This window comes from Corynebacterium sp. HMSC072A04 (assembly GCF_001809235.1).
Lineage (GTDB): Bacteria > Actinomycetota > Actinomycetes > Mycobacteriales > Mycobacteriaceae > Corynebacterium > Corynebacterium hiratae.
This window is the reverse complement of sequence record NZ_KV796749.1, coordinates 23,947-37,308: the sequence shown is the minus strand read 5'-3', so window position 1 is coordinate 37,308 and position 13,362 is coordinate 23,947. Positions and strand designations below refer to the sequence as shown.

General features: G+C 61.5%; 11 protein-coding genes, 1 tRNA gene and 1 other RNA gene. 11 read left to right on the top strand and 2 right to left on the bottom strand.

The window, feature by feature from the left end:
• Positions 1 to 9 precede the first annotated feature (9 nt).
• Genes HMPREF2565_RS02480 through HMPREF2565_RS02460 form a run of 5 tightly spaced genes read left to right on the top strand, consistent with a single transcriptional unit; the run spans position 10 to position 6,576 of the window.
• Positions 10 to 2,403, top strand: a complete 2,394-nt coding sequence (locus HMPREF2565_RS02480; protein WP_070821466.1) for a SaeA-related protein — start codon at positions 10 to 12, stop codon at positions 2,401 to 2,403.
• Between the two features lie 2 nt (positions 2,404 to 2,405).
• Positions 2,406 to 4,088 (top strand): GAP1-N2 domain-containing protein, encoded by a 1,683-nt coding sequence (locus HMPREF2565_RS02475; protein WP_070509672.1) that lies wholly within the window; start codon positions 2,406 to 2,408, stop codon positions 4,086 to 4,088.
• Positions 4,089 to 4,106: 18 nt separating this feature from the next.
• Positions 4,107 to 5,066 (top strand): hypothetical protein, encoded by a 960-nt coding sequence (locus HMPREF2565_RS02470; protein WP_071406822.1) that lies wholly within the window; start codon positions 4,107 to 4,109, stop codon positions 5,064 to 5,066.
• A complete protein-coding gene (locus HMPREF2565_RS02465) occupies positions 5,066 to 6,076 on the top strand; it encodes a TRAFAC clade GTPase domain-containing protein (protein WP_046648844.1) in 1,011 nt (336 codons plus the stop codon). Before HMPREF2565_RS02470 ends, HMPREF2565_RS02465 begins: the two co-directional genes overlap by 1 nt.
• The gene (locus HMPREF2565_RS02460) at positions 6,073 to 6,576 is read left to right on the top strand and encodes a hypothetical protein (protein ID WP_070509678.1); all 504 of its coding nucleotides are present in this window, start codon (positions 6,073 to 6,075) and stop codon (positions 6,574 to 6,576) included. The genes HMPREF2565_RS02465 and HMPREF2565_RS02460 overlap by 4 nt, the downstream gene beginning before the upstream one ends.
• Positions 6,577 to 6,594: 18 nt before the next feature.
• On the opposite strand, the gene HMPREF2565_RS02455 is transcribed toward HMPREF2565_RS02460, so the two are convergent.
• On the bottom strand, positions 6,595 to 7,905 hold the full coding sequence (locus HMPREF2565_RS02455) for a hypothetical protein (protein ID WP_049157807.1): 1,311 nt from the start codon (positions 7,903 to 7,905) through the stop codon (positions 6,595 to 6,597).
• A 58-nt stretch (positions 7,906 to 7,963) separates the two neighbouring features.
• Here HMPREF2565_RS02455 and gluQRS point away from each other — a divergent pair, with 58 nt between their 5' ends.
• The 4 genes from gluQRS (at position 7,964) to HMPREF2565_RS13305 (ending at position 11,560) form a co-directional block, all read left to right on the top strand.
• A complete protein-coding gene (gene gluQRS, locus HMPREF2565_RS02450; protein ID WP_070509699.1) occupies positions 7,964 to 8,896 on the top strand; it encodes a tRNA glutamyl-Q(34) synthetase GluQRS in 933 nt (310 codons plus the stop codon).
• Positions 8,897 to 8,965: 69 nt separating this feature from the next.
• Positions 8,966 to 10,537, top strand: coding sequence for a cation:proton antiporter (locus HMPREF2565_RS02445; RefSeq protein ID WP_070509680.1), 1,572 nt, complete (start codon positions 8,966 to 8,968; stop codon positions 10,535 to 10,537).
• A 48-nt stretch (positions 10,538 to 10,585) separates the two neighbouring features.
• On the top strand, positions 10,586 to 10,921 hold the full coding sequence (locus tag HMPREF2565_RS02440; RefSeq protein ID WP_070509682.1) for a hypothetical protein: 336 nt from the start codon (positions 10,586 to 10,588) through the stop codon (positions 10,919 to 10,921).
• 273 nt (positions 10,922 to 11,194) lie between these two features.
• Positions 11,195 to 11,560 carry a VOC family protein gene (locus HMPREF2565_RS13305; protein ID WP_083306500.1) on the top strand — a complete coding sequence of 122 codons (366 nt, stop codon included), beginning with the start codon at positions 11,195 to 11,197 and terminating at the stop codon, positions 11,558 to 11,560.
• A gap of 67 nt (positions 11,561 to 11,627) precedes the next feature.
• Here HMPREF2565_RS13305 and HMPREF2565_RS02435 read toward each other — a convergent pair.
• Positions 11,628 to 11,716 (bottom strand) — tRNA-Ser (locus HMPREF2565_RS02435).
• Positions 11,717 to 11,883: 167 nt separating this feature from the next.
• Between HMPREF2565_RS02435 and ffs the strand changes: the two genes are divergently transcribed.
• An RNA gene (gene ffs / locus HMPREF2565_RS02430) (signal recognition particle sRNA small type) lies at positions 11,884 to 11,982 on the top strand.
• Between the two features lie 81 nt (positions 11,983 to 12,063).
• Complete coding sequence (locus HMPREF2565_RS02425) at positions 12,064 to 13,335, top strand: aspartate aminotransferase type Ic (protein WP_046648836.1); 1,272 nt, start codon at positions 12,064 to 12,066, stop codon at positions 13,333 to 13,335.
• Positions 13,336 to 13,362: the final 27 nt, after the last annotated feature.

Sequence of the window (13,362 nt, the reverse complement as noted above, 5' to 3'; positions counted from 1 at the left end):
GGAACGTTGATGACACACAACCCGAAACCTTCGATTGCGGACGTACCGCTGAGTGAGCTGAGCACCCTGCACGAGCTCAAACGCGTGAGCGCCGATGATGTGCGCGACGCTGTATCAGCACCGTTTAGGCAGTTCGCTGAACAGATCGCCGCCACGTTCAACGGCGAGGAGGTGGCCCATCCGGAGCTGAGTGCGCAGGCGCGCAACGCTGCGGTGACGCAGGAAGAACGTGCCGCGCGTGAACGTGCCGCGCGCGAGCGCGCGGCACAAGAAGAAGTCGCGCGTGAACGCGCTGCACAACAAGAGGCGGCGCGAGAAGAAGCGGCACGAGTGGAGGCAGCCCCGGCATTCCCCCAGCCACAGCAGACACAGAAGGCACAGTCTGTGTCGGCAGGTCCTCGCGACTTCTTCGCTGAGTGGGAAGCACTGCAGGCCGAGGAGGAGCAAAAGACTCAGGTCAACGAAGAGGACTACATCACTATCCCGGGCTTCGGTATCCGGGCGGAGTATCAGTACCGCCAAGAACCAGACTGGGTTCCACCGGGCATCAACTTCGAGGTTGAGGTACCGCTTGAGGCACAGCCGGAACAGGATTCTCAAGAAGAGCCTGGCTATGGCGTGGAACCAGAACCGGTTCCAGAGGACACCGACCAGCGCCATCCGGTGCGCTTGTGGTGGCCTGAGCTGGACCACGCGCCGGATGAGGTGGTCTTCTACCGAGTGGTAGCCGATGATTCTGAGATGGTTGCCTCACCCGACGCGGGCGACACCCTCGTCTACACCAAGGGGACCGCCTACCGTGACCACACCCCGGGCGAGGCAGGTCTGCGCCACTACGCGGTGTGGGCCTACAAGGGCCGGGACCTTCGTGAGCTCATCAACAGCCAGCCGGTCTTTATGGGAGACACCGGCGTGGTTTTCCCACCGGTCAACGTCCAGGTTTCCACTATCAAGGGTGCTATCCAAGTGTCCTGGGACCTGCTGCCGGGGCACTCGAGCGCCATGGTTTATGCGTGCCGGGATAGTGAGAAGGAAAAGCTTTCCCCGCGCTTCGAACAAGACGTGGATAGCAGCGGGCGCAAGGCCACCATCCCGGTGCAGGAAGCCGGGCAGACCGTGGTCATTTCCCTGCTGGGCCAAGCGGAGTTTCACGGCGCTACCGAGCAGAGCCAAGACGAGGTTGCCGTTCAGCGTTCGGTGAAGCTGGCTAGCGAGCTTGAAAAACTGGAGCTCTCACGTTGCGAGCGGCGCAGCGATTATGGCCAAGATTCCATTGAGGTGGACTGGTATTCGCCCAAGACCGGTGAGGTAAAAATCTATCTCACGCCGACCGCCCCGCAGGCGGATCTGCGTACGTCGGCGGTGCCGAAGACGTACGTCGAAAGTGCGTTGTCGAGTGCTATCAGTGAGACGCGCGGCGTGTCTGAGCCGGGCTCCTTCCAAACCACGACGGTGCCGTGGCCGCCGGATTGGTACGAGGTTTACATCACCCCGGTGAACTTCAACGACGCTGATGCCTGGGTCGGCGAATCCAAGGTTTTGCAGCGCGTGCAGTCCATTGGAGATGATCAGTTCCGTCTCATTGAGCGCGTGGATAGCCAGCTTGTTACCTTCGACTGGCCGAAGGGCGCGACCGCCGTGGAGTACTCCACCAACCGCGAGCACGACCAGATTCGCGAAGAGGACTACGACCTCCAGGGAGGCATCCGCCTGCACTTGGATCAGCATGGCGATACCGTGCGGCTGCGGCCCTATGCGGTCTTCGCTGGTAAGCGCACCGAGGGCGATGAACGTGTGATTCAGTACGAGGGTCTGCGCCCGGTGACGTATGACTTCGAGGTCGATTACTCCCAAGGCCAGGTCCGGGTGTTCCTGTGGAGTTTGGGTAACGGTGATAAGCGCCAGTTCTCCTGCCAGGTGGTCTACCGTGCTGACCGTCTGCCGCTTTTCCCCGAAGACGGTGAGGCACTCGGCATCGTGGAGACCAACCTGCAGAGCGCCACGCACGTTGCTCATGGTTTAGGCCCGATGCGTGGGCAGCATCCGGATTTCACGGTGTCAATTGGTGAGCACGTCCAGCGCGGGGGTTTTATCCGCCTCTTTGCGGTTGAGGGCTTTGACAGCCACGTTGATAGTTCTTTCGATAGCTTCGGCGGGCAGGATGCCTTCAGCAGTTTCTCCGAAAGCTACAGCGACCCCGCCCCCACGCTGAGCGCACTGGATAAAGCCGTGGTGGTGGAAGGCGATGTGTCCTACAGGCTGGTGCTGTACCCACCAATGCAGAATCAGACTCCCCACTATGACCAGAACTACGGTCAGCAACAGTATGAACAGCAGAGCTATGACCAGCAGAATTACGGTCTAGATTACAGCCAGGACCAGTACTACCAAGGGGGCCAGTAGGTATGGGCGGCGCATTTAGCTATGCATCATTCTCCCGCGCCAACGGCCGCGCCGGCGGCTGGGGAGTAGGGCAGAAAACCGGCGATATCACCCAGGAGGAGTTGGCCGAGCTGGTGTCCTTCGTACCGACATCACTCAACAACGGCACGACGATCCCGGATTTTCCCTCCGCCCAGCAGCGCGCGGAGCTGGTCCGCCGTACCGCGGTTTTCGCGTTGACTCCTGAGGCAGAAAAGTGGGTCACCATGGTGTCTGTCCCTGCCGGGCTGGATGCGACCGGCCGCGGTGGCAACGTCTTTACGTACACGTCGATTTCGCGCACGGGAACCCCGCCGGCACCGGCGACGGTCCTGTTTTCTCCCGACGTTCCAGCGCCCTTTTCCATCTATGAGGTGGATAAGGTGCAGATACCGGAGGAGATCTCGGCGCGCGGCCCGCTGCACTCGGATGTGCTGCTGGAGGAATTCCTGGATGGGGAGTTCCGCCACCCAGACAAGCTTCCCGCGCCGTTCAAAGCGGTGAGCCCGAACCCGAACCCAACCTTCAACCGCGCGCTGGTCTCTGCCATGGCGACGGTGTTGAACTCCCGCAATGGCTTAGTTATTCTCGTCGCGCCCGACAACCAAGCTGCGTTGTGGATTGCCGCCACCGCCCGCGAGGTGGGAGAGGACGGTTTCGGGTTCTCCACGTTTGAGAAGGCAGCTGCCATTAATGAGTTCCCGCTGAGCACATCCACCATGCTCGTGGTGCCGCCGAGTGAAAAGCAGCGCTTGGCGGAAACCACCATCCCAGGCAATCCAGTCGTGTTTGCGCTCGATGAAGCCCTGCCAGACGTCAGCGCTTATGAAGCACGTGCTGCGGAAGAAGCTGAGGCTGTGGCCCCGGAGCCACAGGAGGAGCAGACCAAGCAGGACGCTGCGGCCGACACCACACCCGAGCAGGCCACCACACCGAGCTTTGATGATTCCTGGGGCAAGGATCCAGCGGACTTTGGGGCACCACTGACGGAGTCCTCGCCTTTTGCGGCGTCGGCCGAATCCCCGGCAGGCTTTCCGCCGAATCCGCTTGATAACCCCGCGCCGAACACACCGCAGGAGAACCCCTTCGCCACTACACCGGAGGCCGCACCAGAACCCGGGGGAGAAGCATCCGCCGGCCAGGCGCAGCCACAAGGAGCTGCCGGCGGCAATGCCAACGTTCCTGGGCTCAGCGCCGAGGAGTGGCACAAGCTTCGGGAATTCGATCCGCGCTGGTGGATCGAGCACCTTGATGTCAACCGCGGCCGCTCAATCCAGTTGGCCTACCTTGATAAATCTTCGTTGGGGGAGGGGCTGGACAAGGTGTTGATGTCCGCGATAGTGGCCTCCTGGGTGTTCTACTTCCCGCGGGATTTCAACCTCTTGGCAGAAGACGCACTGCAGCCTTGGGAGAACCGCGAACTCGAGCACATTGGGTACCTCACCGCTACGCATTTTGCGGGAGTCATCGCGCTGGAGCATTGCGAGCGCTACGCCACGGGGCGCGTCGCCATGTTGCTGGATGGTACGACACAGTTGCTGGCGGAGCGCTCAGCTCCCCTGCAGCAACGGCCGGGGCCAGCGCAGTTTGCACAGCACACAGCGTGGCAGCACCGAGGCGCAGCTCCCAATGAGCACGGGCGAAACACGGGATTCCACGGAAGGTAAGAGAAGGAAAGAAGCGTCATGGCTAAATACACACTGCGGGACGGCGAGTCCCGCCGCATCGGCTCAGACGGCATCCTGCGCGTCGAAGCCTTCGAGATGGGAACCGGCGGCGCCTCGATGGAGCTGGCGATCCTGGGGGAGGGCGTTGACGCCGTGCGCGTCCACGATCTCTCCCTCATGGTGCACTCCCTTCCCGAGCGCGCCACCATCGTTGTGCGCCCGAAGGGGAATGGGACCTTCGGCCTGCGCAGCGAGGTGCGCCTGACGGTGAGCAACGCGGGCGACTCGGTGACGTTCCCGCGCGTGCTTATCGACGCCGCCGAGGACTCCGCCGAGCGCCTCGCCGAGGTCACCCCGGAATCCGGCAGCTACCGTCTGGAAGCATTCGGCACGACCGAGGGCGCCGGAATTACCGACTCCGCCCGCGAGGTGCGCTCCAAGATGCGCCGCGCGGAGCTGGACGTCGCTGGCCTCGATGCCGTTACCGTGGTCGTCGATGGTTCCGCCTCCATGCAGGTCAACGTCACACCGAAGATCGTTGAGGCGGCCGCCAAATACATCGATGCGCTCTCCGATGCCTTCCGGCACTTCCGCGCCACCGACGGCCAGGACAGCATCGAGACCCACAAGGTAGACGAGCTCACGCGCTTCATCGCGGGCGTTATCGATAACGGAGCGGAGCGCGTCGGACAGCGCCCGTGGCGTGGGCCGACGGTGGCTTCTACAGCCTCTCTTGCTATCTACGTCACCGATTCCCCAGTGGCTTCCATGCTGGAAACCCAGGTGCCTACCGTCGTGCTCATCACGAGCGCCATCGGGTGCCAGGAGTTGGAGCTTGCGCACATCAACGGAACCCCGGCTCATGTGGCGTACGCGGTGATCGACGGGGACGTCGTCAAGCAGCTCGATACCGGCGCCAACACGGAGCTTTCGGAACTGACCGATCGCGTCACCGCCATGCTGAAAGAGAGGAACTAATGAGCCAGGCACGTTGCCCGTGGACCTTTAAACCGCTCGAGGATGGTGTGACGGTGAGTCCGTACACTAACCGCGAGCTGCCGCAGGGATGGACCGACGCCGTGACGCATTGCGTGGCCATGGCCGGTGCGCGTAACTCCGGTAAGTCGCTCTACACCGCAGTGATGATCAAGCAGCTCAAGCAGCTGGCGCACAAGCACAATCGCTCCGTCCAAGCGGCGGATGAATCCACGCGCGAGCGTTACGCGGAGGTTTATGAGCGGCCGCTCTTTGAGGAGATGCGTGCCATGGACCCCACACCAAGTGCGGTGGCTACCGACGCCTACCAGCGCGATCCGCTGATTTTTGAACTCGGTAAGTGGCCGGATGAGCAGGGCCGCGAGCGCATGAATTACCTGGTCTTCCGTGACGTGGCGGGCGAGGACTTGGAGAACCCTCCGGAAAACGAGGCGGACCGGGAGAACCTGGCGTTCTTCTCGCACGCGGATTTGGTGATTTTCCTTTTCGATCCGCTCCGCGTGCAGCAGATTCAGGATTTTATCCACGGCCTGATTCCCAACATTGGTGAACTGGGCGCGGACTCTTTGCGGGTCCTGGATAACCTGCTGGATTTGCTCGATACGGATACCCCGCCGCCGCTCGCGGTGACCATCTCGAAGTTTGACACGGTGCAGAAGCTAGAGCAGGTGGATGACGTGCGGTGGAAGAAGCTCATGGCCAACCGCGGTGCTGCCTTCCGCCGCGACACCGGGTGGAATTTCCGCGATTCGGACCGTTGGATGGTTCACCTCGAAGCGGAATCGCTCTTGCGCTTCTTGGGCGCCAACGATCTGATCAACAAGCTCTATTCAGCCGCGCCGCGCGATGGCAGCTTCTTCGTGGTCTCCGCCTTGGGGGAGGCCCCGACGGGCCGCCAGCTGGCGCGCAGCGGCATTGCGCCCTATCGCGTGCTGGATCCCATCCGCTGGCTGCTCAGCCGCCGCGGCGTTTTTGTGCAGGACGTGTCATGACTTTCGGCAGCCCGCAGTCCCCAGGAGCACCGCAGCCGGGCTCGCCTGCCGGGACCGCGCCGGACTATCGCTATGGGCAGGTCAGCGACACCGTCCGCCAGGCCCGCCGCGCCGCCGATATGAAGGCACAGTGGGCACCGTGGCCGCTGAAGGTCGCAGCGGTGCTGGAGATCTTCATCACCAGCTACGCCGTCTACAACATCTGCCGGCTCGTGGCCTTTGAAAACAGCCCGGCGGCGGTAAGCCGCACGGACCAGCTCTCCACGGAGCTCGGCGTGCTGCTGGGCGTGCTGGTCCTTCTCGTGTGTGTCATCACGACCTATGTGCTGCACGCGCAGCAGTCGGCGCGGATTGCCTTGACCGCTATCAGCGCCATCGTGGTATTGCTCATTCCACTGAGTTCGGTGATGCCCGCGTCGATCGTCTCCGCGGCAGTCATCGTTCTGCTGTGGTTGCCGGCGAACCGGCAGTGGTTTGGTGGGCAAGAACGACAGCGTTAGGCCTTGTACGCGTGTGGCTTAGGCCTTCTTGCGCAGTTCCTCGAGCGCGCGGGAATTGCCCGCTGCGGCAAACAGGTTAAACGCAAAGTGATACATGTTGCGCGCGCGGTCTGCCGCGTTGGCGGCGGTGTAGCGATCCCCAAGAAGCTCAGCTACCTCCGCCATGGCGTTTTGCTCCGAAGACGTGGTGGCCTGGGACGCGGGGTGCTTCTCCAAGAAGTCGAGCAACACCTGGGTGGATTTAAACATGTCCTGAGCCTGCGTGCGCAGGCTCTCGGAATACAGAACGGTCCACTTGGCGGCTACGGGGAGGCTCTTGAGCTTCGTGGAGTCCACATAGCGTGAGGCCAGGATGTCGTAGGCCTCCTCCGGATCGCGGTGGCGAACATCGAGGGCCACGGTCTTGAGGAGGGCGTGCAGCTCACCGTCGAGGTCGCCGCAACGTTGGTACTCGCGGGCAGCGGCGGCAAAGCAGGCCACGCGCTGCTCTACATCGTCAGGGGAGTGTTGTGCGGCATCGCTGTAGAAGCGGGCCAGCATGGGCGCTGGGAGCTGCTGGTAATCCTCGTCGCTGCGTGCGTTGGAGAGGATGGTGAAGGACTGCGCAGCCACGCGTTCACAGTCGGCGGCAGAGTTGGATGCCCAGAGTGCGCCCACGGCCGATTCGAGGATGGCTTGAAGGATTGCGGCCATCGTGGCACCCGCTCCGTCGAATTTGCCTCCGGTCACAGCGTCGTTGACAGCCACGAAGTCGGCCGCATGCGCCTTTGCATCGCCGTTCTTTGCGAAATCTAGAAGTTCCTGCAGATCCGAGAGCGACGTCGTGCTGTCGGGGCTGATTGATGCATTCTCGCTAGCGGGGGCGGACTCGGAGAAATCCTTGTGGCTGGCCGCGGTGCGAGCTGCGGCGATCTCGCCCAGCGCGGTGTCGTCACCAGCCGCTGCTGCCTTGGCCGCAAATTTCTCTGCTTCTTCGGTGTTGTCGTTATCCAACCATGCGCGGGCCACACGCGTATAGCCAGTAGCTACGAGAGACGGCTGCCCGGTCAGCGCTCCAATCGAGGCAATGGTGAGGGAATCGTCGATGTTCTCGATGGTGCCAGCAGCCACGCGAAGTGTCTCCCGCGCCTCCAAGTAGTGGGCGGCAGGGACGGCATCCTCCGCACAGCCTTGGAACGTGTCGTTGGACAGCACGCGGTCGATCTGCTTGTCAATGTGGGCGGACTCAACGGTGGGAAGAGAAAGCCCCGGCGCCTGGGCACGCGCATAAGCGAGCATACGCTCGGCGTCGGCAGAATCAAGCAGGGGATACGTCGCGTCAGAAGCCATGGGGGAGATTCTAGTAGAGGACTCCGACGCGCGCGGGCCTCCTCGTAGACTGGTGGGCATGGATTCTCTCAGCCCCGCCGGGCGCTATGCCCCGAGCCCGTCCGGCGATCTGCATCTGGGTAACCTCCGCACGGCGTTGCTGGCTTGGCTCTACGCCAGGAGCAGCGGGCGCCGCTTTCTTATGCGCGTGGAGGACATTGACACGCAGCGCTCCTCGCGGGAGTCGGCGCAGCGCCAGCTGGAGGACCTCGCCGCGCTCGGCTTGGACTGGGATGGGGAGGTCATCTACCAGCAGGATCGCTACGCGGCTTATGAGAAGGCACTCGCCCAGCTTCCCACCTTTGAGTGCTACTGCTCGCGCAAGGACATCCAGGAAGCCTCCCGCGCCCCACACGCCATCCCAGGACAGTACCCGGGCACCTGCCGCGCGCTTAGCGACGATGAACGGGCCGCCAAGCGCGCCGAGCTGGCTGCTCAAAACCGCGTGCCAGCCATACGCCTGCGCGCCGACGCCTCCTCCTTCACCATCCACGATGCCCTCGCCGGCGAGTACACCGGGGAGGTGGATGACTTCATCCTGCGCCGTGGCGGCCAGCCCCCAGCGGATCCGAACCAGGGCATGGACTGGGCCTATAACCTGGCGGTTGTTGTTGATGATGCCTTCCAAGGCGTCGATCAGATCGTGCGCGGTGATGATCTACTGTCTTCGGCCCCGCGCCAGGCCTACCTGGCGCACAAGCTGGGCTATCCGGAGCCGGAGTTCGTCCACGTGCCGCTCGTGCTCAACGCTGAGGGTGTGCGTTTGTCCAAGCGCGATGGGGCGGTGACCCTGCGTCAGCTGCTCGATGGGCACGGTAGGGATGCGGGGGACGTCGTCAAGCTCTTGGCCCACTCCTTAGGGTATGAGGCCTCTTCCGTACAGGAGCTGTGCCAACAGTTTCAGCCGGAGAAGCTATCGCGGGAGGCCTTCGTCTGGGATGGCGCTGTGTAGCTCCTCCCCCTCGCCGGCTGTACAGCGGTAGTCTGAGAACAAAAAATTTAACGGAGAGAGAAGCTCAGCATGGAAGTTTTGTTTGTCCTTATTGGCCTGATGCTGTTGACCGTCATCGTCAAGGCGGTAGGGGACAAAATAGGACTTCCCTGGCCGGCGCTTTTGACTATCCTTACGGCGGTGGCGGTTTCGGTGTACGCCACTTTCTCGAATGGCACATTTGAATTCTCCGTGCCTGCTGACCTCATTCTTCCCATCTTCTTGCCGCCATTGTTGTGGGCGCTGGCAAGGAGAACATCGTGGGGTGTCATTCGTGAGCAGTGGATGACCATCCTGGCTCTGTCCGTGCTGCTCGTGGTGGCTACGACCCTGGCGGTGGGATTCACCGCCCGTGCTTTCATGCCGGGCTTGGGGCTCGCTGCCGCCATCCTTATCGGCGCCGCGATTGCCCCGCCAGATCCGGTGGCCGTCGAGGCCGTGGCAGAACCAGCCGGTATCCCGCGGCGCATCATTTCCGTGCTGCAGATTGAGGGCCTGTTCAATGATGCTGCGTCTATTGTGGCCTTCCACCTCGCCCTGGAAGCCGTGACGAGCTCGGGGGAGATGCACGCCGGGGAAGCGGTGACGAGTTTCCTCTACTCCGCGGCGGTAGCCACCATTCTCGGGCTCGTCGTGGGGCGCGTGTCTTCGTGGTTCGTCGGCGCGGTTCACGAGGTTATCGCTCGCAACGCGTTGACGTGGGTGATTCCTTTTGCCGTGTACATCGCCGCGGAGGAGCTCGGTGCCTCCGGTGTCATCGCTGTGGTGATTGCTGCGGTGGAACTGCACTCCCGCGCGCCGATTCAGGCGGAGGACCGCCTCTCCGGCCAGTCATTCTGGGAGACCGTCGAGCTACTTTTCACGGGTGTGGCTTTCGGCCTCATTGGCTTGACCGTGTTCAGCGCCATCGACGCCGCGGGTGCGGACCTCTGGCATGCGGTCATCATCGGCGTCATCCTGTCCGTTGTTGCCTTCCTCGTGCGCTTGGTGTGGATGTACGCCTTCTATCTCATTAATAGGCGCCGCGGGAAGCCACGCCTGGCGCCGCAGCGCCTGCAGGAAGTGCTGCTTATGACGTGGTCCGGCATGCGCGGTTTGGTGACTCTTGCGCTGGTTCTGTCTGTTCCAAGTGGTTTGAGCTTCTATAACGAGTTGACCGTTATCGCCCTCGTGGTGCTGCTCATGACCATGGTGATTCCCGGCTTGTTGCTGCCGTGGCTTATGCGTCAGCTCGACCTCACTACGTATTCGCAGGCAGCCACGGATAAAATGCGCGCGACCATTACCTCCCGCGCGCGTAAAGCCGGCATTGCTGCGATGCGCGCGAAGTATGAGGAACTGGACCCCGACACTGCGGCAAATATTGCCCAATGGTTTGAGGACCGCCTCGGTGAGGACGAGGACGGTGAGGACGCTACAACTCGTCTGCGCATGGCCATCGAGGCCCGTGAGGTGGCCCTCGCGGCACGGCGAACAGCCCTTGCCGGCGCCCAGCAAGAGTTGCTGCGCCTGCGCCGCGATAGGGAATTCAACCCGATGATTGTGGACGAAGTGCTTGCCGACGTCGACCGGATGTCCCTCGGCGCAAAGAAACACAGTTGAGGGGAGTGCTGATCCGTGACTAAGAATGGTGGCGAGAGGAGCGAATCAATGGACGCCTATGAGTACGCTCAGCTGGAAGACGGCCTGGATTATCTCTACGACTTCTTCGATGCTGACTTGGAGGAGCGCGTGCGCGCCGGGCGTGAGCTGCTGCCAGCGGGCATGGAGGACATCCTGGGTGATAGCACGCTGGATGACTACGTGTGGCTGTGGATCAAAGAACCTGGCCCCCGCGGCTTCCGCCAGTTCCTGCGCGATGGCGGCTATGGCGAGGACGAGGTGAAAGAGGCTTTCCTGCTCGTCCGCACGGAATGGGGCATGAATACCCCGCCACACGTGGAGTGGCTCAAGGAAGACGGCTTCGAGGCCCCCGAGTTCGATTAGGGGCGGTTGACCATGGACGTTCGATGAGGTGCCTCCCTCAGCCGCAAAGGAACCAAAGTACTGACACCTTATGCGAAACTCCGCACGCAATCACCTGGGGTTTTCCATCCTAGTCCCCGCAAATGGTGCCTTTACTTTGGTTCCTTTGCTTGAAGGCTCCAAGTCACCGCATGAAGAATCCAATAGCCTCGACTTCTAATACCGCACACGTGCAAAGGGTATTTGGAATAATCGCAACAAATCTTTGGCCCAGCGAGAAAGGTTATTCCAATCATGCGATTCGATCATTTGACAATCTTGACCCGCAATATCGAAGCCTCATGGGAGTTCTACCATCAACTTCCAAACTCCGAGGTAAAGCCATTGTCTGCTGGAGAAGGATATTTTGAAGTGTCGTTTGATGACAGCGTAATTGGCGTATTCGATTCTTCAGCTTTTGCTTCAGCCACTAACACTAGTCCGGCGACCCCCGGCGGAGCAGTAATCCAGTTTTCTGTCGAGGACGTCGACGAGTACTGGAGTCAACTTCCAGATTCCTATCGCGAGGCTTCTGCCTCACCGAAGAAAATGCCATGGGGTTCTTATTCCGCCTACATTTCGGATCCAGACGGAAACATCTTGGAGTTCTATACGTGGTGAAACGGGGGCTTGGCTCCGGATAAAGAAGAAGTCCCCCTGGATGATGACATCCAGGGGGACTTCCCAGTGGCGGAGGATAGGGGATTTGAACCCCTGAGGGATGTGACTCCCGCACGCGTTCCAGGCGTGTGACATAGGCCGCTAGTCGAATCCTCCGCTGGAAAACATTACATGAGCCCCCTAATGAAGCAAAATCGCCAGGTCAGGGCGAAAAAGTTAAGGATGTAGTGGCTTGAGGCGGAAAGCGCGCTTGGAAGCGGAGTGGGGAGCTGGGTGGTGGGGGAGCGGTTTGGCGTCGGCAAGCAAGGCGCGCTAGGCTAGACCGCAGGATTCCGCGTGGCGTCCATCCTCTGAACTCCCCCAGGGCAGGAATGCAGCAAGGGTCAGGAGGCTCTGGCGGGTGCGCGGGGTCCCCTTTTTATTTGTGTGCTTTCACACGGGGGATGTGACGGGGCGTTAGTATGGTTGCCATATGTCCGCACTACGTCCCGGAAGGAAGACGGATGTCTCTTCTTAATCTTGAAAAGTCCGAGCTTGATGAGCTTGCCGCGCAGGTGCGCAAGGACTACGAGGCCCTCAAGGCTGAGGGGTTGGATCTTGACTTGACCCGCGGTAAGCCGTCCAAGGCGCAGCTTGATCTGTCCAACGATCTGCTCGTTCTGCCGGGGCGCGGCCACTACACCGATGCTGCGGGTAATGACCTGCGCAACTACGGCAACCAGAAGGGCATCAAGGAGCTGCGCGATCTGTGGGGCAAGCTCACCAACATGGATCCGGAGCTCCTCATTGCGGCGGACTCTTCCTCCCTGAACATCATGTATGACCTCATCCTGTGGGCCTACACCTTCGGCACCAACAGCTCTGAGAAGCCGTGGTCCAAGGAAGAGACCATCAAGTGGATCTGCCCCACCCCGGGATATGACCGCCACTTCGCCATCACGGAGTCCTTCGGCTTCGAGCTGATTTCGGTGCCGATGGAAGAAGATGGCCCGGACATCGAAGCAGTCGAGGAGCTGGCCAAGGACCCGCAGGTTAAGGGCATGTGGGTTGTGCCGATGTTCTCCAACCCCACGGGTGCCGTCATCTCGGAAGAGAAGACCCGCCGCCTCGCTGCGATGGAGACCGGCGCACCGGACTTCCGCATCGTGTGGGACAACGCTTATGCCGTGCACACACTGACCGAGGACTTCCCGGAGGTTCTGCCGATTTTGGAGATTGCGGAACAGGAAGGAAACCCGGACCGCTTCTGGGCTATGTCCTCGTCGTCGAAGATCACCTTCGCTGGCTCCGGAGTGAGCTTCTTCGGTTCCTCCGAAGATAACCTCGAGTGGTACCTGGAGCACGCCGGTATCCGCGGCATTGGCCCGAACAAGATCAACCAGCTTGCGCACTACGAGTTCTTCGGTTCCGCCGAAGGCGTGCGCGCGGTTATGCGCCGCCACGCTGCGCTGCTGGCGCCGAAGTTCGAGGCGGTTCTTCGCATCCTGGATAAGAACCTCACCCACCATGAGATCGCGGACTGGACCCACCCCAAGGGCGGCTACTTCATCTCCCTCAACGTGATGGAGGGCACCGCCACCCGCGTGTGGGAGCTGGCCCGTGACGCCGGCATTCTCCTGACCCAGGCTGGTTCGGCGTACCCATACGGCGAGGACGAGAAGGACCACAACATTCGCTTGGCTCCGTCCCTGCCCCCGCAGGAAGAAGTTGAGGCAGCCATGGATGGCGTGGCCACCTGTGTGCTGCTCGCCGCACTAGAGAAGCTGGGGGTATAAGGCAATCAACTCCGACGAGACGGCCTA